Below are 26,959 nucleotides of genomic sequence, written 5' to 3'. Positions count from 1 at the left end.
CCCATTTCTACTTATGCAGACATTTGTCGTCCATTGTGCATGTTGATGACATGATGGTTGGGGCTGGCGTGCTTTATAGCGTACCTTCGTCCCTTCATCAGAGTTGCTATCAACTGCCCCGGTACGCGCCGCTGTGCGGCCGGTGCGGCAAACTATCCAACCGCTTTTCGTCGTAAGTATTCGAGCATTGTCGGCCTAGCACCTGTTCAGCGGAAACCCTACACAACAGCTATAGTATCCCTTGCTTGGGATACACATTCAGGTTCCGACTGGCCTTCCGGATCTTACTTTTTAACCCTGATTGTCCTGGGGGATGTACCGGGACAAGTGGTACGCAGGGTACCCAAATTGACACTAATGAACAACACTTTACGCACCTTTTTGACATCGATTTCGCTGCTTTTCTCGGTTCTGGTTCTGGCTGGCCCCGGTACCGGGCACCCGGAAACGCTGCCCGCCACCAGCGTGGCGGGGTGTTCCCCGATCAGTACGCTCGACTGTAACCAGATTGAGGTAGCCCTGCCCTTTGTCCTCACTTTTGGCAATGCCCAGGGGGGAATTCAGGATCGCCAGGATTTGGGAACGGGATTCACCATGGTAGATCCCCCTTCGGTTAACCAGTTCCCCGCCACTCCGTCGAACCCGGGCGTGCCGGGCCTCGAAGCCAGCCTGCTCAACGTGAACAACGGCCGCTTCAACATCACCAGCACCCGCGGTACCCGCCATGAACTTCCCCCGGCCGGAAGCGACAACAATACCCAGGTCAATGGCCTGGGCGTCGGTTTTCAGGCGCCGGGCAGCGTGTTTGACCTGGAAGTGGAGCTCGCCCAGCCCGATTTCAGCTCCAGCGCCACCGCCGGCGAGCAGCAGGGCGGACTATGGTACGGCCTCGACGAAGACAATTACGTCAAACTCGCCCTGGTAAAGGTTTCCGAGCAGGTCCAAAAAGTCCAACTTCAGGTGGAGCGCATCAACCCTAGCGCCCCGAGCCAGGTCATCATCGAAGAGCTGTCTTCGAGTACCTTTCGCAGCGACGCCGGCCAGATCAAGCTGCGGTTGCGGGTTGACCCCGTCTTCGGTACGGTAAGCGGATTCTTCACCATCGATGGTGGCAGCGAAGTACAGGTAAGCAATACCCAAAAGAGCACCCTGCCACTGCCGGACTCCTTCGGTGCAGGAACCGACCACGATGGAAGCTCCGCTACCCCCAACCTTACCTATGGCGGACTTTTCACCACCCACCGCCTGGCCCCCACCGCGGAGGCCATCGTCTTCTCCTTTGACAACTTCAGTATCGAGGTTGCCCCCTTCACGCCCTCGCTTATCCTGTCACCCGGTACGGTCAACCTGACCCAGTACGAGGGCGACGATCCGGCGCGGGTGGAGGTCCGGTTGCTGGCCAACGACAGCAAGAACCCGACCATCACCCTGACGGATAATCCCGATTCGGACAGCTGGCTCGTGATGCCCGCCGATGCCAACAAGCCCGGCACCTACTACTTCTATACCCAGCCTAACCTGCCGATCGGTAACTACAGCACGACGGTGACGGCCACGGCGGCGAACTACGAGCCGGCCCAGATGAACATCAGCCTGCAGGTTTCGGCGGCCAGCTCCATCCCCCGGGTGGAAAGCAGCATACCGGCCAACGGTGCTACCGGCGTAACCCTGACGACCTCCGTCCGGGCCGACGACCTGTATATCCCCAACGACAAGGACGGCATTTTCGGCGTTGATAACGCTACCATCACTGAGCAGACCGTCAAGCTCTTCAACGTCAAGCTCAATCAATACGTAAGTGCCTCGGTGAACGGCACGGGGGGCGGAGATGCCATCGTGCTTTCTCCTACCTTCTCCCTGCAGTCGAACACCACCTACCGCTTCGAGATCAACGGCGTCAAGGACCTTACCGGCGCCACCTTCGAGCCCTATACCGCCACCTTTACGACCGCCGTCGACAACAGTGGCAAGGAATCCGCCCTGGACGGGGTATCCTTCACCAAGGTGGGCAACGTGGTTACCGGGGAAACCTATTCCTCGCTGGCCGTTGGTCCCGACCAGAAGCTGTACGCCCTGCGCCTGTCCGGCACCATCGACCGCTGGCGGATCGAGCCCGACGGGAGCCTGAGCAACAAGGAAACCATTCGTACCCTGGAAGATAAATACGGAGTACGGGCTGCCATCGGGATGGTTTTCTCTCCCCTGTCTACCCTCAGCGAGCCCATTGTCTACGTAACCCACTCCACGGGCGTACTGAACAACGCGCCGGCCTGGGATGGCAAGATCAGCCAGCTGACGGGCCCCAGCCTGGGCACCGAGAAACTGGTGGTCACCAACCTGCCGCGCTCCCGCCGCGACCACCTGACCAACGGCATCGTATTCGATCCGAACCAGAGCAGCGTGATGTACTTCAACGTGGGCAGTAACACCGCGGGTGGTGCACCGGACAAGGCCTGGGGCTTCCGCGAGGAAACCCTCCTCTCGGGCGCTACCCTGCGCCTGGACCTCGACCTGCTGCCCCCCAGCAAGTGGCCCCTGGACGCCAAGACGACCATGGACCAGTCGGCCATCAACGCCGCCAACGTCAATTCGCCTACCCTGGGCACCGGCACGGGCACCTATACCGAAAACGGAGTAACCTACCCCGACGACGGAACCTATAACCCCTACTACGTCAATGCCCCCCTGAAGCTGTACGCCACGGGACTGCGCAACGCCTACGACCTGGTGTGGCACTCCAACGGACAGCTGTACATCCCGACCAACGGTACCGCGGGCGGCAGCAACACTCCAGCCTCCGTCGACGATACCCGCCGCCCCGACGGCACTTTCTACGACTACCAGGATCCTTCCGGTAAATACCCCGTGATACCGGCCACTTTCGGCAACAATACCCAGCGCGACTTCCTGTTCCGGGTAGACCCCCTGGCCGAACCCCTGCCTTACTTCGGCCACGCCAACCCCCGCCGCGGTGAATTCGTGCTGAACCGCGGACCGGTCGACGTCGACGGCTACCCCAACAGCATCCAGCCCGACCCAAATTACCGGGGTTTCGCCTACAACTTTGACTACGGCATCTCGCCCAACGGCGTCATCGAATACCAGAGTTCCGCCGTGGGTGGTAAGCTCCGGGGCGCGTTGCTGGTGTGCCGCTACAGCGGAGGCAGCGATATCATCGCCCTGGTGCCCAACGGCCCCAACGGTGACATCCTTACCGCCAAGGCCGGCATTCCCGGCCTCACCCGCTTCCAGGACCCTCTCGATATCGTCGAGCACCGGGAAACGGGTAACCTTTATATCGCCGATTACGGAGAGCGGAGCATCGTGCTGGTCAAGCCGAGCGACAACTCAGTTGCCCAGCCGTCCATCACCGTAACCCCCACCTCCATCGTTACGGACGATGTAGCGGACGGCAATCCCGGCAAGGAAATCCTTGTCACTTTCGCCAATACCGGTACCGCCGCCCTGCGCAAGCCGAAGGTTACCCTAACCGGACCGGACGCCGACCAGTTCTCCCTGAACCTGGCCACCGTACCCAAAGAGGTGCTGGATGCGCCCCAGTCGGCCTCCTTCCTGGTGACCTTCAACCCTACCACCCCGGGTACCAAGACCGCGAGTATCGTCATCACCGGTGAGAATGCCGTGGTCTCCGCTGAGGTCGCCCTGAGTGGCCTGGGCAAGAAGGGAACCGGTGGCGGAAACGAACCGTCCCTCCAGCAGATCTTCGATACCTACGGCTTCCCGATCGCGGTTGGCGATACCGATCCGACGACCAACAAGATCGACCTGCCCGCGGGCAAGAACTACAACTCCCTCTTGGGGGATGAGACCTCCATTCAGTACTTCCAGCAGGCCACCGATGCGCCGATCGAAGTAGAAATCCTGAGTGTCTTCGGACCCGAGGCGAATGACCCCATCGTGGGCTTCGGCTGGTACGAAAGCGGCATTACGGCCTCGGCGTCGGAGCTGTTCACCATCCGCAACAACGTGGCCGGTAACGGGCAGACCCTGAACCCCGTGGAGAACGGCGTACTGCAGTTCAACGCCGGAAGCAAGGTATTCGGCTTTTACAGCCGCTGGCCCTTCTTCGGCAACCGCTACCTGTATTCCGAGGATGTGCTGAACCAGTTCCCCAGTGCCATCCCCCACCACGTGAGGGTGTACGAGATTCCGGGCGTCGACAACACCTACATCATTGCCTTCGAGGAGCACATCGACGGCTTCGACTACCAGGATCTGGTAGTGCTGGTGCGCAACGTCGAACCCGCGGATGTCGTCCTGGCCCCCCGGATCACGGCCACCCCGCCGGAACTGATCTTTGAGGCCATGGAACTGGCCCAGGGACCCCAGGCCGACACCGCCGTGGTGACCCTCACCAACAGCGGCAACGCCACCCTGAATATCACCTCCGTGACCCTGGGTGGTCCCTTCGGTGGTCAGATCAAGAACAACTACAAGTTCACGGGCCCCCAGAACGTAACCCTGGAACCCGCTTCGAAACAGCAGTACACCGTCATCTTTGACCCGCCGAACAACGGGGACAACCTGGGTTACCAGGAAGCGAAACTGACCTTCCAGACCAACACCGAATCGGGCACCTTCGTCCTCGGCCTCCACGGCCTCAAGAAACGGGGCTCCGGTGGCGGCGGCGAGCCGCCCCTGCAGGACGTGGTGAAAACCCTGGGCTACAACGTCAACGTTGGCTGGACTACCCTCAATAACACCACCGACGCCACCTTGCAGGGCGAGGAAGTAGCCGAACCCCTCTTCCAGGCGGCCAGCTCCGCAGGGGTGCAGATTACGGCTATTGCCCGTTACTCTCCGGCCGAGCGCCTGCCCTTCGGCTGGTACCAGGTGGACGGCAATGGCAACACCATCCGCAACCAGATCGGGGTACTCCAGGACGGTGTCCCCGCCTCCCAGATGCTTTACCCCCCGCGGGAGTCCGGCAACCAGACCACGACTTTCAACCCCCGTGGGGCCTTCGGACTGTACGTCTACTCCAACACCTTCGGCCGGTACAACTACACCCAGGACGAACTGAACCAGGAAGTTCCCCACCGGGCCCGGGTGTACCCCGCCCGCGACCGGGCCGGGCAGCTCATTCCCAATAGTTACCTGGTCGGCTTTGAGGACGCTACCAACGGGGATTACCAGGATTATCTGTTCCTCATCACCAATGCCCAGCCCTACGTGGCCCCCCCTCCGGCGCTGGCATTTGAGCCCGCTACGGTAGAGGCCAACGTGGTTACGGGGCAACTCTCCGGTCGCTACACCGTAGAACTGACGTCCAATACGCCGATCGCCGACAACGCCGTAACCCTCTCGGCCAGTCACCCCTGGATCATTCTGCCCACCAGTTTCACCTTTGGTGAACTCATCGACGTAACCATCGATGCCTCCCAACTCCAGTTCGGGGTGTACGAAGGAACCGTGACGGCGCGGGCCTCCGGATTTGCCTCCGGCGTGTTACGCGTGGTGGCTACCGTGAATGAGAAGGAGAAGGCCGGAACGGTCAAAGTCAATTTCCAAGACGATACCTTTGATCCACCGGCCGGCTACGTGGCGGACGTTGGTCTGCCCTATGGCCCCCGCGGCAACGGACTCACCTATGGGTGGATCAACCCGACCACCAAGCAGCCCCTCGACAATACCTCCGCCGCCCGCGGAGACGAGCGGGGAATCACTTCGCTGAGCTCCGACCAGGATAAGCTGCTGCGCTCCTTCAACCAGTTAGATGTCCCGGGCCTGAACGCCCCCCACGACTGGGAAATCTCCCTGCCCAACGGCCTGTATAAGGTAGAGTTGGCCGCCGGCGACCAGAGCAGTACCAACGGCAAGCACACGCTGCGCGCCGAGGGACAGGTCATCATCGATCGCTTCATCCCCTCGTCGAACAGCACCTTCCAGGTGGGGATCGACACCATCCGGGTCTCCGACGGCAAGCTGACCATTGACGATGTGGGGGCTCCCGAAGATGGGAACACCAAGATCATCTACGTCAATATCGTCCCGGTAGACAGCAGCGGATTCGCGCCCCAGATCACCGCCGATATCGTTGGTAACCAGAACCAGGCCGGAGAGTACTACGGCAGCGTGACGGTTACCCTTACCGCCGCGGATCGTTCCGGTGGCGGACCCCTGGGAGATATCTTCTACACCCTGAACGGAGGCAGCTCCACCAAGTACACCGGACCCTTCCAGGTGACGATTCCCGCCGGAATGACGGCCCAGGCCAACCAATTGAAGGTTACGGTGACCGACGGGCGGGGGAACGTAGGTACGCTCAACCGTCCCTTTACCCTGATCAAGAGTACCGGGGCGCGCATCCGCCTGGAGAACATGGCTACCATCCGCTTCCGCGACCGGGGCATCCCCGCGGAGGACTGGTTCGTCTTCAACAAGATCGAACGGCCAATTAACTTCCAGGGCACTCCCACGACCACCCGTCTGGAGAATACCGCCCGCATCCACAACGACGGAACGAGCCCGCTGGTCATCGATCAACTCACGACGACCGACCTGGACCACTTCATCATCGTCCAACCTTCGGTTCCCGCCGGCGGATTGGTAGTGCAGCCCGGACAGTACATTGATGTGGTGATGCGCTTCGTCAACGAAGCGCCCCCCTACCGGCGCCTGATCACCGAAAAGCTGGTGATCGCTTCCAACGCCGACAACGCCCTGGAAACTGAGGCTACCCTCGTAGGGGCCTGGATGGACACTCCCGAAGGAAGTAGTGAAATCACTACCCAGCAGGTTTTCGAGGCCTTCGGCTTCAAAACCCAAATGGGCAAGGATGCCAATGGCAAATACATCACCAACCCCGGATCATACATCCCAACCCAGGAGCAGATCGATTCCGGCAAGGAAGGGGACATGATCCTGACCGACTTCTTCGTCCAGGCCAACCCCAATGAGCCGGTAGAGATGGTTCAGCTGGTAGCCCTGCACGCACGGGGCGCCAACAAGACCATCCTCTACGACGCCAATAAGGTCAAGATCAACCGGATGGAAATGGACCACGGACCTTCCTGGTTCCAGTCCGTTCTACCCTGGAACCGCGACGACCTGGCTTTCCTGACCGGCGTCTCCAACAACCAGATTGACGTTCCCTTCTCGATTTCGATGGACGGGTACAGTTCACGCGGAGGTAATAACAAGGGCCAGCTAGCCGATCAGATCCTCGGGGTCCGAATCTACAAGGCCATCGACCGCAACGGCCAGGTCATTCCCAATGAGTACATCGCCATCCAGGACGCCATCGGCAACGGTTGCGGACCCGGTGAGGGCAACTGTGACTTCCAGGACAACGTCGTGTACCTGATCAACGTCCGCCCGGTCAACCAGCCCTCGGCTTCGGCCATTGCCAACGTGACACTGGACGTACTGGAAGAGCGGAACTACGACGTTACCTCGTCCTTCAACAAGGGGTACCCCGGCAACCGGCTTACCTATACCGCTACCCTGGAGAATGGGCAGCCCCTTCCGAACTGGGTACAACTGGATTCCCTGCTGGGAACCTTCCGTATCACCCCTGGTGTAGCGCAAGCCAACCAGCAGATCCGGGTGACCGTACGGGCCACCGACTTCAACAATATCACGGTCAGTTCCACCTTCAACATCACGGTACGGGATACCGACATCGACTGTACGGTAAATGCCAACGCCAACGGACAACCCAAGATGCTGGACTGCAACACGGGCACCGTACGCCTGAGCGGCAGTGTCTCAGCCGGCAGCTACCAGTGGACCGGACCTAACGGATTTACCTCCTCCGAACAGAATCCGCTGGTATCGGTGGCCGGTACGTATACCCTGCGCACGAACGCGCCCAACTGCCCGCTGACCAGCTCGGTGGTAGTAGCCGCGCGGCCGACCCCCGCTACGCTGGTGATCGAGGCACCCTATAACAGCCTGACGTGTACGGTTTCCTCGATCGACCTCACCGGTAAATCGGGAGACGCCAATGCCACCTACAAGTGGTACAATGCCAGCAACCAGTTGCTGGGCTCCTCGGCCGGACTCACCGTGACCCAGGCCGGTACCTACCGGGTGGAGGCGACCTCCGCCAACGGATGTGTCGTAAGCAAATCCATCATCATCAACCAGAACCTGTCGGCGCCCAGCGCCGGTGCCGACGGCGCGATCAGTGTCTGTGGCAACAGCGAATCCTTCAGCCTGTACGCCAAGCTGGCCGCCCTGGGCGGCAACCCCCAGGCGGGCGGTACCTGGACCTACAATGGCGTGGTGGTCGGCGATCAGTTCAATCCCCAGACCTACGCCTCGGGTGAATACACCTATACCGTCGGCGGGAAGAATGGATGCGGCAATGACTTTGCCAAGCTGCAGGTGACCATCACCGCTCCCCAAACCTACTACTCGGACATCGACCGCGACGGGTACGGTGATCCCAACGATCCCCTGCTGTCCTGTGTCGTACCCCCGGGCTACGTCACCAACGCGGCGGACAATTGCCCGACCGTGCACTCCAAAACCCTGGCCGACGCCGACGGTGATGGAATCGGTGACGGCTGTGATCCGGACGACGACAACGACGGGGTGGCCGACGAATTCGACTGCCAGCCCTTCAACGCCCGCGTGGGCCGGGCCACCATGTACTACGCCGACTTTGACGGCGACGGCTTCGGCGACCCGAACAACGGCTTTGGCACCTGCGCCCTGGCGCCGGAAAACTACGTAGCCAACAACCTCGACAACTGCCCCTTCAACTACAACCCCGACCAGACGGACAGCGACGGGGATGGTGTAGGCGACGTCTGTGACGAATCCGCCGCCGGATCCTCCGTCTTCTGGCTGGAAGCGGAATGTGCCGAGGTAGGATTCAAGTGGAACCGCGTGCGCAACGACACCGTCTCCAACGGGGAGTACGTGGTCTACGAAGGAGAAAAGTCGACCGCGAACCCCCCGGCCGATAACGCCGACAACCTGATCACCTTCCGCATCCCTGGCGTCCAGGCCGGACGCTACCGCATCTATGGACGATTCTTCGCCACCAGCCCGGCCAATGACTCCTACTGGATTCGCATCAACGGCGGAAGCTGGATAGCCTGGAAGGACAACTTCCAGTATGGCGTATGGGCCTGGAATGCCCTGTCGCAGACCGGCTTCGTACTGCCCGACGGCGAAAACGTCATCGACATTGCCTACCGTGAGCCCGGAGTCCTCTTCGACAAATTCTACATGTCGCTGGAGGGTAGTGCTCCCGGCGGACTCGGCGGTGAAGCCCAGAACTGTACCCCGGCCCTGAACCAGGTGCCCAAGGCGGTAGTCGTACTGGAGCCACCCTACGGCAACGCCCCCCTGACCGTTACCCTGAATGGCACCGGCTCCTCCGATCCGGACGGCACCATCGCCAGCCACTCCTGGAACTGGGGCAGCGGCACCGCCGAGGGCGCCAGCCCGAAGGTGACCTTCAACGAGGGTACCTATAATATCACCCTGACGGTATTGGACAACAAGGGCACCGCTGGCACCGCTACCAAGACGCTGCGGGTACTGAACCCGGACCAGGACACCGACGGAGACGGCATCAACAATGACGAGGACGTGTGCCCGCTGTTCGCTAACCCGAACCAGTTGCTGCCGACCTTCTACTCGGATGCCGACAACGACGGACTGGGTGACCCCTCCGTATACGTGGAAACCTGTGAGGCTCCCCCGGGCTACGTGTCCAACGCACTGGACAACTGCCCGAACTTCACCTCCACCGACCGGACGGATACCGACAACGACGGTATCGGCGACCAGTGTGATGACGACGACGATGGCGACGGAGTTCCGGATGCGGAAGATTGTAATCCGCTTAATCCCCGGGTCGGCCAGTTCACGACCTACTACGCGGATTTCGATAACGACGGCTTCGGTGATCCCGCCAACAGCGTTACCGACTGCACCCGCCCCGACGGTTACGTGGTCGACAATACCGACAACTGCCCCTCGGTCTACAACCCGGACCAGATGGACAGCGACAACGACGGCATCGGCAATACCTGTGATGTTTCGGTCACCGGCCGCCAAAGCTTCTGGCTGGAGGCGGAATGTGCCCAGGTTGGCGCCAACTGGACGCAGGGCAATGACGCGGGAGCTTCCCGCGGCAAGTACGTGGTGTTCCCCAGCGGCAACTCCTACAATGAGCCCCCCGCCGACGTACCCGCCAACCGCATCCGCTTCGTGGTAGAAAAGGCCCAGCCCGGAACCTACCACGTCTACGCCCGGATCAAGGCACAGGACGCGAGCGATGACTCTTTCTGGTTCCGCGTCAACGGCGGCTCCTGGGTGAAGTGGTCAAGCGGGATCAAGAGCGGGTCCACCTTCCAGTGGAACGAACTGCTGGACAGTCCCTTCTCCCTCCCCGACGGTACCTCCACCATTGATATCGCCTACCGGGAAGACGGCGGACAGCTGGACAAGATCCACCTGAACGTAACCGGGGTAATGCCCACCGGCACCGGAGCCATCGCTTCAAACTGCGGTGAGGAGCCGAACGAGGCACCCGTTGCGGTAGCCACGGCTTCGCCCACTTCCGGGTTCGGCCCCCTTAAAGTGGTGCTGGACGGTAACGGAAGCACGGATGCCGACGGCACCATCATCAGCTACGGCTGGGCCTGGAACGGCGGCGGAAGCGCCGTCGGGCCTAACCCGGAGGTTACCCTGAACGACGGCAGCTACAACGTAACCCTCACCGTCACCGACGATGACGGGGCCACCGATACGGACGTCGTAGCCATCAACGTCCAGCGCAACAACACCGATACCGATGGCGATGGCATCCGGGACGTGGAGGACAACTGTCCGACCGTAGCCAACCCGGACCAGAGCCAGAATGTATACTACGCTGATTTCGATAACGACGGATACGGCGACCCGAACGACACCATCCTGGCTTGTGAACCCCCGGCCGGATACGTCGACAACAACCTGGACAACTGTCCCGACCGAACCTCCTCCAGCCTGACCGACACCGATGGCGACGGGCTGGGCGATGCCTGTGACCCCGACGACGACAACGACGGCGTGGCCGATGGGCAGGACTGCTACCCGCTGGATCCCTCCCGCAGTACGGGACCCACCTTCTACGCTGACCGCGACGGAGACGGCTTCGGGGATCCGAACGAGTCGATCACCGCCTGTAACCAGCCGGCCGGCTTTGTCCTGAACAATACGGATAACTGCCCCTCGATCTCCAACCCAGACCAGACGGACGCCGACAACGACGGCATCGGGGACGTATGCGACCCCTCCATTCCCGGAGTCAACGTCTTCTGGCTGGAAGCCGAGTGCGCCCAGGTAGGTGAATACTGGTCGGTAGTCAACAACGCCAATGCCTCCAACGGCAAGTACGCCGTCAGCCCCGTCGCGGAAGAACGGGGTGCCACCCCCCAGGACATCCCGGCGAACCGCATCCGGTTCGTGATGGACAAGGTCCGGGCCGGCCGCTACTACATGTATGCCCGGGTACTGGCACCGACCAATGGAGACGACTCCTTCTGGGTACGCGTCAACAACGGTACCTGGATCCAGTGGTCTACCGGAATCATCATCAACGGACAGTTCAACTGGAACGAAGTGCCGAAGGGGCCATTCGACCTGCGCGAAGGATACAACACCATCGATGTAGCCGTCCGCGAGAACGGGGCCCAACTGGATAAACTTCACCTCGACTACGAGAGCGGCCTGCCGACCGATATGGGGGGCAGCGCCACCAACTGTGGCTCCACTACCACGGAGAACCTCCGCCCTGTAGCCCTGGCGGCCGCTACGCCGACCCAGGGCAAGGCCCCGCTGACGGTACAGCTCGACGGAGGAGGTTCATCGGATTCCGATGGCTCGATCGTCAGCTACAACTGGAGCTGGGAAACCGGTTCGGCCAGCGGCGTCGGCCCCAGTATCACCCTGAATACCCCCGGCGTGTACACGGTTACCCTGACGGTCACCGACAACCAGGGAGCCACGGCCACCGACCGGGTAACCATCACGGTAGACGAGCCCGACAACGTGGGCCCGGTAGCGGTTGCGACCGCCACTCCGGACCGCGGTGAATCACCCTTGACCGTAAACCTGTCCGCGGCGGGCTCCTCCGATTCCGACGGCAGCATCGTATCCTACAGCTGGAATTGGGGTGAAGACCCCCTGAGCGGAGCCGAAGTGTCCCACGTCTTCACGACGGGCAGCTACTCGGTAACGCTGACGGTAACCGACGACGACGGGGCCACCGCCACCGATGTGGTTACCATCGAGGTGTTCGACGCCGGGGTAGACACTGATGGCGACGGGGTAGTGGATGCGGAAGACACCTGTCCGCTGACGCCCAACCCCGACCAGACCTTTACGGTCTACTACGCCGATGCCGACGGAGACGGGCTGGGTGATCCCAACGATTCTATCCAGGCCTGTGAAACCCCGGACGGGTACGTCACCAACGCCGACGATAATTGCCCGACCGTCAGTTCTACCGACGTGACGGATACGGACAATGACGGTCTCGGCGACGCCTGTGACGATGACGACGATGGCGACGGCGTGCCGGACGCCGACGACTGTGATCCCCTGGATCCGGCAATCGGTGCGGCCTTAACCTACTACGCCGACGCCGATGACGATGGATTCGGTGACCCGAACGATCCCCTGGTTGCCTGTGCGCAACCGCAGGGATACGTCCTGGACAATACCGATAACTGCCCCGCAATCTCCAATCCCGATCAGAAGGATACCGACGGCGATGGCAAAGGTGATGTCTGCGACGACCTGGTGGTGGGCTATACCTCCTACACCCTTGAGGCCGAGTGCGCCGAAGTGGGTGGAGCCTGGATGAGAGAAGTTGATGCGGCCGCCTCCAACGACACCCTTGTCGTCTACCGCGGAACCGACGCCGGCGATGCACCGCCTGCCGAGCTGGCCGAAAACTACGTCCGCTTCGTCCTGGAAGACGCGGAGGGCGGATCCTTCCACCTCTTTGCCCGGGTATGGGGTGACGACTTCGCTTCGGATTCCTACTGGGTCCGGGTGAACGGCGGAGCATGGGTGAAATGGAACGAATTCAGTTCCTACACCCAGTTCGTCTGGGATGCCGTTGCCGGTAGCCCGATAACCCTCGACACCGGACGGAACACCATCGACTTTGCCTTCCGTGAATCGGGTGCCAAACTCGATAAGCTGCACGTGGACAAGGACAGCACCCTGCCCACCGGTGAAGGCGATGCCGCCAACAACTGTGCTACGGAACCGGAAAACATCTTCCCCGTAGCCAGCGGACACCCCAGCGTGACCAGCGGATACGCCCCCCTAACCGTCATCCTGGACGGTAGCCTGTCTTCGGATCAGGACGGGGAGATCGTCAGCTACGACTGGCGGTGGGAAGGCGGAAGCACCACGGGGGTTATTGACACCATAATTTTCGATACCCCGAACGTCTACGACATTATCCTCACCGTTACCGACAACCTCGGAGCTACGGATTCGGATACCATGTCCGTAACGGTACTGGAGCGGCCGAATGAACTGCCGACGGCGGTAGCCGTGGCTACACCGACGACGGGAGAAGCCCCGCTGCAGGTGCAGCTGGATGGTACCGGATCTTCGGACAGTGACGGAACGATCGTTACCTACGCCTGGTCGTGGACCGGCGGCGGTATGGCCTCAGGCGATTCGCCCTCGGTCGAACTGACCGACCCCGGCACCTACGCCATCGTACTGACGGTAACCGACGACGATGGTGCCACCGGCACCGATACGGTGACCGTGGTGGTTGACCCGGCCAACGTGGCCCCGACGGCGGTAGCCCTGGCTACACCGACGACGGGAGAAGCCCCGCTGCAGGTGCAACTGGACGGTACCGGATCCTCGGACAGTGACGGAACGATCGTTACCTACGCCTGGTCGTGGACCGGCGGTGGTACGGCCTCGGGCGATTCGCCCTCGGTCGAACTGACCGACCCCGGCACCTACGCCATCGTACTGATGGTAACCGATGACGATGGTGCCACCGGCACCGATACGGTGACCGTCGTGGTCGACCCCGCGCCCAATGACACCGATGGTGACGGAGTGCCCGACGAAACCGATAACTGTCCCACGGTTGCCAACCCGGACCAGACCCTGCCGACTTACTACGCCGACTTCGACGGTGACGGTTACGGTGATCCGGCCAGCTTCGTTCAGGCGTGTATCGCCCCGGACGGGTACGTGGCCAATAGCCTGGATAACTGTCCGACCGTAAGCTCCTCGGATCTCTCGGATACCGACGGCGACGGCATCGGCAACCCCTGTGACCCCGACGACGACAATGATGGCACGGCCGATCAGTACGATTGTGATCCCCTGGATCCCACCGTGGTCTACCAGCACATCTACTACGCCGATCCGGACAACGATGGCATCGGGGATTCCCGGCAGTACACCTTCGGGTGCACCCAGCCACAAGGTTACGTCGCCACCTTCGGCGACAACTGCCCCGCTACCTTCAACCCGGACCAGGCTGACACCGACGGCGACGGAGTAGGCGACGCCTGCCAGGAACCCGTCACCCACGATGGTAACTACTGGCTGGAAGCCGAATGCCTGGATAACCCCGGCAACTGGTTCGAGGCCTCCAGTTCGGCAGCGTCGAACCGCAAGTACCGTACCTACCGTGGACTGAGCAGAATGGCCGCCCCCACCAGTGAGGATCCCGGTTCGCAACTGGTAGCCAACGTGGACATCGTTGAGGATGGAAACTTCCACCTCTTCCTGCGGATGCACGCCTGGCGCAGCAACAGTAACTCCTTCTGGGTACAGGTAGATAACTCCCCGTGGATCAATCTCTCCACCTTCGTGGGAGGCAGCCCCATCACAACCAAAGGGTTCCAGTGGGTGAAGCTGAACAACAGCGGAGTGGACATGACCTTCTTCCTCGATGCCGGCCCCCACACCATTCGCATCGCGAACCGGGGGTCCTACACCCTGCTGGACAAGCTGCTGATCACCAAGACCCGTACCGCTCCGACCGGAATGGGAGATGCGGCCAGCAACTGTGCGACCAACCTGGAAGCCGGTGATTCCGACCTGGAGTTCTCCGATACCCCGCTGGTCGGACCTACGGGGATGAACGCGGAAGAACCGGTCGTCGACCTCTTCCCGAACCCCGCGGTGAACCGCCTGAACTTCACCCTGCGCAGCGGCCACCTCGGCCGGGTCAAGGTGATGATTACCGACATCCACGGACGCGCCATCCGGGAGATGGATTACGATAAGGAAGACGCCCTGCTGCAGGACGGATTCGACATCTCCCAGCTGCCCATGGGTACCTACACCCTGCGGGTACTTGAAGCCGACCGCCAGCTGCTACGGAAGTTCGTGAAGCTGCAGTAGCCGAACCGACGGTAAACTGGACCGCAAAACGGCCCGGAAGGAAACTCCTTCCGGGCCGTTTGCTTTTACCCAGGGCTGAACATTCTAGGAGATCAGGCTCCACCCCTTGATGGCCCGGAAATGGCGATCGAGGTAGCGCGAAAGCAGGCGGTGTTCCGGCCGCTGGAGCTCTGGGTCCGCCTCGAGGATATCCTTGGCGCGGTCGCGGGCGGCGGACAGTATCCGGCCGTCCTGGGCCAGGTCGGCGATCCGCATCTGCAGGACCCCGCTCTGCTGGGTACCGTCGATCATGCCCGGGCCCCGGAGTTTCAGGTCGGCCTCGGCGATCTTGAAACCGTCGGTGGTTTCCACCATGGTATTGATGCGCTGCCGGCTTTCCTTGCTGAGCTTTACGCTGGACAACAGGATGCAGAAGCTCTCCTTGGCGCCCCGGCCCACCCGGCCGCGCAGCTGGTGGAGCTGGCTGAGCCCGAAGCGTTCCGTGTGGACAATCACCATGATGGTGGCATTGGGCACGTTGACGCCGACTTCGATGACCGTGGTGGCCATCATAATCTGGGTTTCCCCGTTCTTGAAGCGGGCCATCTCGAAATCCTTGTCTTCCGGCTTCATCTTGCCGTGGACCACGCTGATCTGGTACTCCGGCCGCGGGAAGCGGTGGAGCATTTCCTCGTAGGCGGCTTCCAGGGCCAGCAGGTCCAGCTTCTCGTTCTCTTCGATGAGGGGGTAGACGATGTAGGCCTGCCGCCCCTTGGCTATCTCCTCCCGGATACGCCCGAAAACCCTTTCGCGGCGGTGCTCGGTAATGTGGACGGTCTTGATGGGGGTGCGGCCGGGCGGCAGTTCGTCGATCACGCTAACGTCGAGGTCGCCGTAGGCCGTCATGGCCAGGGTGCGGGGGATCGGCGTGGCCGTCATGACCAAGATGTGGGGAGGGTAGGGCAGGTTCTTCTTCCAGAGTTTGGCCCGCTGCTTCACCCCGAAGCGATGCTGCTCGTCGATGATGGCCAGCCCGAGGTTTTGGAACACCACCGGGGGCTCGATCAGGGCGTGGGTACCCACCAGGATGTGGATATTGCCTTCCGCCAGGTCGGCCAGGATCTCCTTGCGGGCTTTCCCCTTCACGTTGCCGGAGAGGAAGGCCACCCGGAGGTCCATTCCCTGCAGGTATTCCTTCAGGGATTCGTAGTGCTGGTAGGCCAGGATCTCCGTGGGGGCCATCATGCAGGCCTGGAAACCGTTGTCGATCGCCATCAGCATCGACATCAGCCCCACCATGGTCTTGCCCGAGCCCACGTCGCCCTGCAACAGGCGGTTCATCTGGATGCCGCGGCCGAGGTCCTGGCGGATCTCCCGCAGCACCCGCTTCTGGGCGCCCGTCAGTTCAAAGGGCAGGTGGTGCTGGTAAAAGCGGTTGAAGGTTTCGCCGATCTGGGCGAAGGCGTAGCCGGCTACCCGCGCTTCCCGGCTCACCTTGAGCTGCAGCAGGCGGAGTTGCAGCAGGAAGAGTTCCTCAAACTTCAGGCGGCGGCGGGCGGCGTCCAGTTCGGCCTGGTTAGCCGGCAGGTGGATGGCGCGTACGGCCTCGTAGTGCCCGAGCAGTCGCAGCTCCCGCACGAGGTATTCGGGCAGCATATCCGGCAGGTCGGCGGGGCGGAGAGCGTCCAGGATCTCGCGGATGATCTTGCGCCGGCCCCGGGCGTCCAGGCCGCGCTTGTTCAACTTCTCGGTGCTGGCGTACACCGGCTCGAAGGTGGCCGAGGCTTCCGGCACCGCCTGCTGGACCACTTCCATCTCCGGATGGGTGATGCTCATCCGGCCGTTGAATTCCTCTACCTTGCCGTAGCAGACGTATTCCTCCCCGATCTTGAAGGTGCGGTCCAGGTAGTGGATGCCGCGGAACCAGACCAGTTCCAGAGCGGCCCCGCTTTCGTCACGCAGTCGCCCGACCAGCCGCTTTTTGCGGTTTTCCCCCTTGACGGTGAGGTTGACGAGCTTTCCCTTGACCTGCACGGTGCCCTGGTCCGGCAGGATGTCAATGATGCGGTGGAACTGCGTCCGGTCCACGTAGCGGAAGGGGTAGCTGTGGATCAGGTCGCCGAGGGAGAAGATGCCGAGCTCCTTGGCCAGCAGTTCGGCCTTCGCCGGGCCGATGCCCTTGACGGTGGCGATGCCGCGATCGAGTAAACCGGCCTTGGTCACGGGAGAGGACATCCGATTTTAAAACAATTTGCGGTAAATATACGGTTCACCGGCTTGTCTTCAAAGTCCCGCCGCGTCGGTCACCGTGCCATTGGCGAGGCGCACTTTCATGGCTTCGAACAGCAGGATGCCGGCGGCTACCGAAACGTTGAAGCTGTTGAGGGTACCCACCTGGGGAATGCGGAAGGTGTGGTCGGCGGCGCGCCCCACGCCGGTACTGATGCCCTCGTCTTCGGCGCCCAGCACGATACAGAGGGGGCCGCTCAGGTCCAGTTCGTGCAGCTGCTTTTCGGCGGCCAGGTCGCTGGCGATCACCTTTACCCCGTTGAGCTGCAGCTCCTTTACCGTATTCACCAGGCTTTTCTCACGGCAGACGGGCAGGCGGCTGAGGGCTCCCGCGCTGCTCTTGACCGCGTCGGCGGTGAGCCCGGCGCTGTTCTTCTGGGGGATGATGAGGGTATGGGCCCCGCAGACTTCCGCCGACCGGGCGATGGCCCCGAGGTTGCGCACGTCGGTTACGCCGTCGAGGAGGAGCACCAAGGGCGTTTCCCCCTTTTCGTAAAGCTGGGGCAGCACGTCCGACACCTGCTGATAGCGGGCCGCGGCGAGCTGGGCCACCACGCCCTGGTGGTTGCCGCGCACCATCCGCTGGAGTTTGGCCTGGGGGATGATGGTCATGGGCACTTCGTGCAGCTTGCAGGCCGCGCGCAGTTCCTTTTCGAATTCACCGCGGGTGCCCTGCTGTAGGTACACCTTGTCTACCGGCTGGCCGGCGGCCAGGGCTTCGAGTACGGGATGGCGTCCGTAGATGAGATCGTCGCGTTGTTTCATGCCGCAAGATAGCGCCGCCGGGGCCGTCGGGCTTAATCCGGCCGCCAGGTCCGGACCACCCCCACGAGGAGGAGGACCGCCAGCCCGATGCCCACCCGCAACCAGAACCGCTGCCGGGTCATGATGGCCGCCTGCAGGTGCTCCGGGTTCGGCCCTCCTGGGGTGCCGTCGCCGGCCTCCTGTACCCAGTTGCGGTGGCGGCCATTGTCCAGTCCCGGCAGGGCCAGGGCGTAGGTGAAGATGGTGTCGGCAGTGGTGGGCAGTTGCCAGCTGATGGCGTTTACGTAACTGTTGTCGTGGGCGTACAGGCCGATGCGGTCTTCGCTTTTGTTTAGCCCGTAGGGCAGGTTCCCGAGTACCTCCGTAACGCCGGGGTAAGCCGCCCGGAAGGCCGCCGTATCCTCGCAGATCACCAGATATCCCCCGGCCGGCAGCCGCGCGTCCGGCAATACGAAGCGGCGGTCGCTGTCGTCGATCAGGTACCAGCCGGAGAGGTCCACCAGGGAGTCGCCGCGGTTGTGGATCTCCAGCCAGTCGCCGGCTTGGGGGTGGCGGGGACAGACTTCATTGATGATGACGGCGTCCGCGGCGGCGTGGCGCGCCGGTACGAACTTCGCCTTCAGCCGGTAGGGGCGGTCTTCGGCCAAGGAAAGGTCGAGGGAGGGGGAAAGGTCGGCAAGCCCCTCCCAGCCCGCGAAGTGGTAGCCGGGCTCGGCCACGGCCTCCAGGCTGATCGGAAAACGGGAGAAGTACTGTCCTTCCAGCCCGTCCGACCCGACGTGCAGGTTTTGGTTCAGGACGATGTAGCCGCCCCGCCCGGCGGTGATGGCCACTTCCCGGTCCGCTCCGCCACCGAAGTAGTCGCGGAACTGCTCGCGCAGGTAGCGGGGGCGGAACAGGGCGAAGCGCCTCAGTTGGTCGAGGTGGTAGCGCCAGTAGTGTTCGCGCTGCTCCCACCGCCGCAGGTGGCGGGGCATTTCCGGTTCCACGGCCGCGATGGCCGCTTCGAGGCGCTCGGTGACGGCCTCGGCGCTGAAGTCGGTGTGGAGGTAGTCCAGGGTGCGGTTGACGAACTGCCGCCGGTAGGTCGGATTGGCGAGCAATTTGCGCTGGAAGAGGGTAGCCCAGGGGGGGTTGGGCCAGACCGGCCCGTCGGGGGCGGTGAGCAGTTCTAGGGTATTGGCCGTCCAGCCGGAATCACGGTGGAGGCCGAAGCCCTGGTCCACGTCGTAGAGAATCCACCGGAACCGCCCGTCGGGCCCGTCGGGGCGCCAGTAGCGAATATTACCGCCCGCGTCCCGGTTGTCGAAGTAGGTCTGGGCGATCTGCAACCGCTGGAAGTTGTCGACGTCCATCAGCTCCTGGAGCCCGGCGTAGGCGGCGGGGTCGCTCAGGTCGGATCGCTCCAGGTAGGAGAGCAGCTGCTCGTACTCGGTGGTGCTGCCGTGCTTGGCGGTGAGCCGGTGTTCCAGTAGGCTGAGGGAGTCCTTGTCGACCCCACGGTGGTGGTCGGCCAGGAAGCGGGGGTTGATTTTTTCGCGCAGGTGATAAACGCCCCAGTACCGGCCGTTGAGGAACACCCGTACGGGGCGGCTGTCCTGGCGCTCCAGGTCCCAGCTGGGGTCCTGCAGCAGGCCGGTCATCAGGGCGTCGCGGAGGTAGCTGCGCCCCCAGTCGGAGCCGCCGTTGCGCACGACCAGGAAGCGGAATTCGTCGAGCCCGTTGGGACCGAAGAGCGGATACTCGATCTTGTTTTTCCCGTAGGTCTTGCGGGCGGAGAGGGAGAAGGACTTCTGGGGGTGGGAGCGGCTGGTGCCCCCGAACAGCCGGAAGCCGACCGTGCCCCCGAACACCGGGGTGCCGTCGGCCTCGAGGAGGTCGACGTGGACCGGGTGTTCGCGGTGGGTGTCCCAGTTCGGGCGGCGGGGGGTGTCCCCGGCTTCGAACCAGCCGGTGCGCGGATGGAACAGCCGCCCCGGGTCGATGCCCACCGAGAGGGTGAGCAGTGGACTGCGGGGTTCGTCGATGAGGTAGCTGCCCCCCACCTCGGCCCGGCGTTCACCGTCGGCGAATACGGCGGCCCTCACCACCTGGGAATGGCCCACGTGAATGGGGCCACCGGGGTAACGGGAGGACTGGAGGGTGGGCCGGGAACCATCGGTGGTGTAGTACACGGCACCCGCGTCCCCGCCCCGGATCACCACCTCCTGATCGGTAACGTAGCTGCCCGGCGTGGGTTCCAACACGAGCCCCTCCTGCGCCCGCAGCGGGGCGGACAGGGCACAGAGCAAGGCGGTCAGAATGGGCAGAAGCAGGTGCAAGAAGAGTATGCCTTAAATGATTACTTTGTGGCGGGCATCAGCCGCAACAACTTACCAAATTCCCCATGGATTTCAGCCTGCAAAACGACCAGCTCAGTATTAAGATCAACGGCACCGGCGCGGAGCTGAAGAGCCTGATCAAGAAAGAAACCGGGCAGGAGTATATGTGGGAGGGAGACCCCGACGTCTGGGCCGGCACCGCCCCCGTACTGTTTCCGATCATCGGCAGCCTGAAGGACGGTAAGACAACGATCGACGGCAAGGAATATCGTATCCCGAAGCACGGGCTGATCCGCCACAACGACCAGCTGGAGTTCTTCTCCAAGGTCGAGGACCGCATCATCTTCCGGCTGTGCTCCAACGAAGATACCCTGGAGCGCTACCCCTTTCACTTCGACTTCCGGATCACCTTCCGTCTGCGCAATGAGCACCTCATCATCTACCACGAGGTGATGAATACCGATGAGCGCCCCATCCTCTTTCACTTGGGGGGCCACCCGGCCTTCCGCGTCCCCTTCTTCGAGGGCGACCGCTACGAGGATTACCTGCTGCGCTTCGAGCACCCCGAAACGAGCCGGACCTACGAAGTGACCGACGCCGGCACCATCGGCGACGACACCCATGAAGTACCCTGGACGGAGAACGGGACCGTACTGCCCCTGACCCACGACCTGTTCCGCCAGGATGCCCTCGTCTTCAAGGACCTCAATTCCCGCAGCGTCCTGCTCGAATCCCGCAACCACGGTCCGGTGCTGAAGCTGGACTACGCCGGCTGGACCCACCTGGGCATCTGGGCCAAGCCCCACGGCGACTTCGTCTGCATCGAACCCTGGATCGGCCTGGCCGACAGCGCCCACAGCGACGGGCAGTTCGAACACAAGGAAGGCATCATCAGCCTGGAGCCCAACGAGGTCTACGAGATGAGCTACGACATCAAGATCCTTTAGGCCAGCAGTTTCAGCGGTACAGGGGCTCGATCGCCCGGTAGAACCGCAGCAAATCTTTTTCCCGGAGCACCTTCCCCTCTCCGGCCCTGCGGATTTCGGCCAGCGCCCGGTCGGCCACGGCCGCTGACAGCCCCAGCCGCGCGGACAGGTCAGCCGGCGGCGGCTCCCCCTCCCGCCAGTTTACCCCGCGGCGATGGGCCAGGTAAAAGCGCAGTTGGGCCAGTTCCCGCCGGGCCAGGGCGGCGTGATTGCCCTGCTGGTACGACAGCCGGCTGATGGTCTCGATGAGCCGGCGGCTGGCGTTGGGCCGGGGCGCCACCACAGGGATGACCCGCTGCCGCCGCTTCCCCCGGAACAGGATGTAGAGCAGCCCCCCCGCAATGATGAGGTACCAGGCCAGGGCCAGCGCCCGGTGCTGCTGGATGTAGCGCAGGGTAGGGTTGCCTTGCAGCAGGTTACGGCCGCCGGTGTAGGCCGGCGGGGGATCGGCGGTCGCGGTGGCGGGGTCCTGCCGGTACCGGCGGTGGTGCTCGTCCCAGTACACCCGGCCGGTATCCAGTACGGAGAGCACCGCGGCGGGGTAGGGGACCGTGGTGGAGTCGAGGACGTACCAGTTGGTCAGGTAGCGGGGGGTGGTGAAGAGATAGAAATTGCCCGCTCCCCAGCCGACGCGCAGGAAATTAACCCCCAGGGTGTCCAGGCTACCCATTACCTCAAGGTCGAAAGCCGGGTCGCACAACAGTTGGTCGTTCATTGTGCGGAGGAGCGCGGGGGCCGCCTCCCAGTAGCGGATGTTGACCAGGTGGAAGCTGTCGCCGGCCGGGAAAAGAAATGCGATTACCGAATCGGCCCAGGTGGCCGGAAACCGCTCCTTTCCAGCGGCAAGGGGTGCCGCGTAGCAGTCTGCCCCGAAGAGGTGACTGGCGAGGTCTTCCGGCACTTCCCCGGTGGCCAGGAAGGCGGTATTGCCGCGTTCGACGTAGCCGAGCAGGGCCGTCACCGCCGCGGTATCGTAGTAGGGGTGGTGGCCCACGAATACGTAACTGGTCCCGGTGGGATTGTGCAGCTGGGCGAGGTCCGCCGAATCGTTCAGCAAAGTCAGGCCGGGCGGGCGGGCTTCCAGCAGTTCGTAAAGGGCATAGAGGTCGTAAGGGTCCTTACCGTCGATGTGGTAACCCTCTGACCAGTCCATGGGCCGGCAGCCGCACAGCGTCAACCAGCCGGTAGCTACCAGCAGCCGGACGGTCAGGGAACAGCGCATACGGTCGGTGGTGAGCTCAGGCGCTGGCGCAAGGCAGTGATCCGGTGGTGAAGGGCCCGGTAACCCAGGCGGTCCAGGGGGTAGCCTCCGTAGTACCCACGCTCGTAAACCGCGGTAACGGCGCCGAAATCCACCGCGAGGGGATGGTCCGCGAGTTGCCGCAGGTACTCCCGGTTGCTGAAGTCCCGGCGGTACACCAGGGTGCCGGCCCGTTGCAACTCCGCCAGCAGGTCCAGGAACAACAACCGGGCGGCCAGGTCGTAGCTGCCCTGGGCTTCTGCCAGGCGGAGCAGCTCCTCGGGCGCGTCTTGGGGTAGGGTTTCCTCCTTTGCTGGGTTGCGGTTGCTGACGGTAGCTGGCGCTTCCGCCACTCCACTTCCGCGGCGGCCTTCGTGCCAGCTGCGGTACCCGAGAAATGCGAGCCCCCCTACGGAAACCGCGGAGAGCAGCACCAGGGTAGGCCAGTACAGCCAGTCCCAGTCCGCGGGGTTAGCGGGGCCGGGCTGTTCCCGGGGCGCGGGTGGCAGGAACCGGACCTCTTCGCGGAGTTCCCGGTAGCGGTCTTCGGGGAAGACGGTAGAGGACTGGGCCGGGCCGGGAGACAGCAGGAGGAGGATCAGCAATGGGGTAGCGCGGCGGAGAAACATGGCGGTTGAACGAATATACTCCGGATTCGCCCGCCCGCGGTGGGGCCCGACTGTCGGCAATTTCCTATTTTACCACTTTATCACCCGCCGGCACCGCGCCGGTACAACACATTCCGCACGTGAGTAAATTCGATGAGAAGATGACCGCCTACGAGGCTTCCATGGCCAAGATCAACGTGAAGCCCGACCTGGAGCTGCTCCGCAAGGTCGCCAAGGGGCTCGGTCCGTCCATCTACAACAACGACTCCAACAAGGTAGCCTGCAGCGACAAGACCGAACTGCAGCGGGTCGTGGACAACTTCTGCAAGAAGAAACTCGGAGTGACCGACAATGACAAGGCCATGAACGCCGTACAGGCCGCCTGTCAGCAGTACACCGAGCGCAGCAAGCACCGCGCCGTGTTCTACTACCTGGTACTGAAGGAGCTCGGCATGGAGAGCCACTATGCCTAGATCGTCACTCGGCCGGTGAGTCCCTCCGTTACGCAGCGGAGCACCAGTTCGGCCACCGCTGCGGGCTGCAGGATGTTGGGCGGGGGAGTTTCTTCCGCCCAACTGCTCGTCAGGGTAGCGCCAGGCGCAACGAGCGTAGTTCGTACGCCACTACCCTTCAGTTCCCGTTCCCAGCCTTCGTAGAGTATACGGAGGCATTTTTTTGTGGCGCCGTAAGCGGTCATGTGCGCCGAGGTATCGTCCGTCGCTGAGGAGCCGATGACTACGAGGTGGCCATGCCCCCGTTCCAGCAGCGGCGGCAGCAGGGCGCGGGCCAGCCGGTGGTTGGCCATCACGTTCAGTTCCCAGCTTTCCCCGAAGACGTCGCGGCCGGGATCGAGCAGTCCGCCGGGGGCGTAGTAGCCCGCGTTCAGGATCACCACGTCGTAGATGCCAGTGGGCACGCTCACCGTGAGGTCGGCCACCAGGGGCTCCACCGTGGGGTGGCTGCGTTGGAGTTCGCGCAGCTGGGCTTCCGTGCGGGCCACGGCCGTCACCCGGTAGCCGGCCACGGCGAAGGTTTCGGCGCAGGCCCGGCCGATTCCCCGGGAGGCTCCGGTAATGATGGCGTTCATGCTGCTGAAAGGTTGGCGCCGGCGCGCGGGTTCCGGGGGAGGGGTTAGTGTTGGTGAAAGGCCTGGGAGACGAAGTCCAGTACCTCGGGCAGCGATTCCCGCCAGTAGGTCCAGGTGTGGCCGCCGTCGCGCACCCGGTATTCGTGTGCGATTTCCCGCTCGCGCATCAGGATGTGCATCAGGCTGTTGCCCTCGTAGAGGAAGTCGTCGTCGCCGCAGTCGATGTACCAGCGCACGGAGCCGATCTGCTCCGGATCGCCGTTGCGTACCAGTTCCAGGGCACTGTACTTTTCGTGGTAGTCGGCCAGCTGCTGGTCGGTGAATACCGTATCCCCCGCTTGCCGCAGCCGCGCGGCCATCTCCTCCCGGTCCAGCAGCCGGATGGACGCGCTCAGCGGGCAGGCGCTGGAGAACAGGTCGGGGCGGTGCAGGGCGTAGATGAAGGTTCCCCCCCCGCCCATCGACAGCCCGGCCACGGCGCGGTAGCGCTTCTCCCGGCGGATGCGGTAGCGGGTTTCCACCTCAGGCATCAGCTCCTCGAAGAAAAAGTCCTCGTAGCGGAAGTTGCCCCCCACCCGGTTGAAGTAACCCCGGTGGCCGGTGTTGGCATCGGGCATGATGATGACCATGGGGGTGGCCTTGCCGGACCGGATGGCCTCGTCGGCGATGCGGGCCACCTCGCCGAACTGCACCCAGCCACTGTGGTCGTCCCCGCCGCCGTGCAGCAGGTACAGTACCGGGTAGCTCCGTGCGGAAGCCTCGTAATCGGGCGGGAGGTAGACGGCGTAATGCCGTTCTCCCCCCAGGATGCGGGAGGTGACGCTGAGGTTGTCGTTCACGTAGCCACTCTGGGCGGCCAGGGGAAAGGCAAAGAGGAGCAGGAGGTACTTCAGCATGGAGGAGATGTTGTGGGGTAAATTACACTTTGCCAGGTATTCTTTGGCGCCACCGCGGCGCCGGCGGCAATAGTGGCGGCAGGTCGGGGGCTTATTAATTACATTTACCTTGCCAGACCAACCATAAACTCATGCCCGATACCACCGCCCAATCCCGCGCCGGATTCACCACCAAGGAAGACTTTCACCAGCAGGCCCGCGCCGACCGCTTCCAGTTCCACGACTACTACCTGGTCGATGACCTGCTGGACGAAGAGCACCGCATGGCCCGGCAGGCCGTACGCGACTGGGTGAAGGCCGAAGTGAGCCCCATCATCGAGGACGCCGCCATGCGGGGCAAGTGCCCCACCCACCTCTTCAAGGGGCTGGCCGGGGTAGGGGCCTTCGGTCCCAGCCTCCCGGTGGAGTACGGCGGCGGCGGAATGGACGAGATCGCCTACGGGGTGATCATGCAGGAACTCGAGCGGTGCGACAGCGGACTGCGGTCCATGGCCTCCGTGCAGGGCAGCCTCGTGATGTACCCCATCTACCGCTACGCCAGCGAGGAAATCAAGCAAAAATTCCTGCCCGGACTGGGCAGCGGGGACCTCATCGGCTGCTTCGGCCTGACCGAGCCGGACGCCGGCTCCAACCCCGGCGGAATGCGCACCACCATCGTCGACGACGGCGACGCCTACCTCCTCAACGGCTCCAAAATGTGGATCACCAACAGCCCCATTGCCGACCTGGCCGTCGTCTGGGCGAAGGATGAAGAAGGCACCGTAAGGGGCATGGTCGTCGAGGCCGGCACCCCGGGCTACAGCGCCCCGGAAATCCACGGCAAGTGGAGCCTGCGCGCCAGCATTACCGGGGAGTTGGTCTTCGAAAACGTGCGCGTACCTAAGGAGAACGTTTTCCCCGACATCAAAGGGCTGCGCGGACCCCTGAGCTGCCTGAGTAAGGCCCGCTACGGCATCGCCTGGGGAGCCATCGGCGCGGCGCTGGACTGCTACGACTCGGCCCTGCGCTACAGCCTGGAGCGGGAGCAGTTCGGCAAGCCCATCGGCGGTTTCCAACTCCAGCAGAAGAAACTCGCCGAGATGATCACCGAGATCACCAAGGCCCAGCTCCTGGCCTGGCGGCTGGGTACCCTGGCCAACCGCGGAGAAGCCACCCCGGCCCAGATCAGCATGGCCAAGCGGAACAACGTGATGATGGCCCTGGAGATCGCCCGCGAGGCCCGGCAGATCCACGGCGGCATGGGCATCACCAACGAGTATCCCATCATGCGCCACCTGATGAACCTGGAAACGGTGCTGACGTACGAGGGTACCCACGACGTCCACCTGCTCATCACCGGTCACGACATCACCGGCCTCAACGCTTTCGGATAGCCGACCGGTTCCAGGCCCTGCGGGGTAATGTTATCTTTGGCGCCCC

Annotated in this window: 11 protein-coding genes; 4 read left to right on the top strand and 7 right to left on the bottom strand. The window is 63.0% G+C overall.

Translation table 11 applies throughout. From position 1 onward, the window contains the following. The first annotated feature begins 357 nt into the window (after positions 1 to 357). On the top strand, positions 358 to 15,369 hold the full coding sequence (locus CGL56_RS11140; RefSeq protein ID WP_099106637.1) for a PKD domain-containing protein: 15,012 nt from the start codon (positions 358 to 360) through the stop codon (positions 15,367 to 15,369). Between the two features lie 84 nt (positions 15,370 to 15,453). Here the strand turns inward: CGL56_RS11140 and recG are convergent, their stop codons facing one another. From recG to CGL56_RS11125, 3 genes are read right to left on the bottom strand one after another with little or no spacing between them, the layout of a single operon-like run. Further along, a complete protein-coding gene (gene recG, locus CGL56_RS11135) occupies positions 15,454 to 17,583 on the bottom strand; it encodes an ATP-dependent DNA helicase RecG (RefSeq protein WP_099106636.1) in 2,130 nt (709 codons plus the stop codon). Between the two features lie 48 nt (positions 17,584 to 17,631). Continuing rightward, complete coding sequence (rlmB, locus tag CGL56_RS11130) at positions 17,632 to 18,402, bottom strand: 23S rRNA (guanosine(2251)-2'-O)-methyltransferase RlmB (RefSeq protein WP_099106635.1); 771 nt, start codon at positions 18,400 to 18,402, stop codon at positions 17,632 to 17,634. A gap of 32 nt (positions 18,403 to 18,434) precedes the next feature. Further along, a complete protein-coding gene (locus CGL56_RS11125; protein WP_099106634.1) occupies positions 18,435 to 20,723 on the bottom strand; it encodes a CotH kinase family protein in 2,289 nt (762 codons plus the stop codon). A gap of 65 nt (positions 20,724 to 20,788) precedes the next feature. On the opposite strand from CGL56_RS11125, the gene CGL56_RS11120 reads away from it, so the two are divergent. Beyond that, positions 20,789 to 21,670 carry an aldose 1-epimerase family protein gene (locus tag CGL56_RS11120; protein WP_099106633.1) on the top strand — a complete coding sequence of 294 codons (882 nt, stop codon included), beginning with the start codon at positions 20,789 to 20,791 and terminating at the stop codon, positions 21,668 to 21,670. A gap of 10 nt (positions 21,671 to 21,680) precedes the next feature. On the opposite strand, the gene CGL56_RS11115 is transcribed toward CGL56_RS11120, so the two are convergent. Both CGL56_RS11115 and CGL56_RS11110 read right to left on the bottom strand, forming a co-directional pair. Continuing rightward, positions 21,681 to 22,931, bottom strand: coding sequence for a DUF4350 domain-containing protein (locus tag CGL56_RS11115; protein ID WP_099106632.1), 1,251 nt, complete (start codon positions 22,929 to 22,931; stop codon positions 21,681 to 21,683). Then, on the bottom strand, positions 22,916 to 23,578 hold the full coding sequence (locus CGL56_RS11110) for a DUF4129 domain-containing protein (RefSeq protein ID WP_099106631.1): 663 nt from the start codon (positions 23,576 to 23,578) through the stop codon (positions 22,916 to 22,918). Before CGL56_RS11110 ends, CGL56_RS11115 begins: the two co-directional genes overlap by 16 nt. Before the next feature lie 119 nt (positions 23,579 to 23,697). Between CGL56_RS11110 and CGL56_RS11105 the strand changes: the two genes are divergently transcribed. Then, positions 23,698 to 24,030, top strand: coding sequence for a DUF2853 family protein (locus CGL56_RS11105; RefSeq protein WP_099106857.1), 333 nt, complete (start codon positions 23,698 to 23,700; stop codon positions 24,028 to 24,030). Here CGL56_RS11105 and CGL56_RS11100 read toward each other — a convergent pair. Both CGL56_RS11100 and CGL56_RS11095 read right to left on the bottom strand, forming a co-directional pair. Further along, entirely contained in the window at positions 24,027 to 24,644 is a 618-nt protein-coding gene (locus CGL56_RS11100) for an SDR family NAD(P)-dependent oxidoreductase (RefSeq protein ID WP_099106630.1), read from the bottom strand. The two genes, CGL56_RS11105 and CGL56_RS11100, sit on opposite strands and share 4 nt — an antisense overlap. 44 nt (positions 24,645 to 24,688) lie before the next feature. Then, positions 24,689 to 25,540, bottom strand: a complete 852-nt coding sequence (locus CGL56_RS11095; protein ID WP_099106629.1) for an alpha/beta hydrolase — start codon at positions 25,538 to 25,540, stop codon at positions 24,689 to 24,691. A 131-nt stretch (positions 25,541 to 25,671) separates the two neighbouring features. Here CGL56_RS11095 and CGL56_RS11090 point away from each other — a divergent pair, with 131 nt between their 5' ends. Next, positions 25,672 to 26,913 (top strand): acyl-CoA dehydrogenase family protein, encoded by a 1,242-nt coding sequence (locus CGL56_RS11090; RefSeq protein WP_099106628.1) that lies wholly within the window; start codon positions 25,672 to 25,674, stop codon positions 26,911 to 26,913. Positions 26,914 to 26,959 lie beyond the last annotated feature (46 nt).

It is taken from the genome of Neolewinella marina (genome assembly GCF_002631205.1).
In the GTDB taxonomy this organism is placed as follows: Bacteria; Bacteroidota; Bacteroidia; order Chitinophagales; family Saprospiraceae; genus Neolewinella; species Neolewinella marina.
This window is presented reverse-complemented; position numbering and strand designations above follow the sequence as displayed.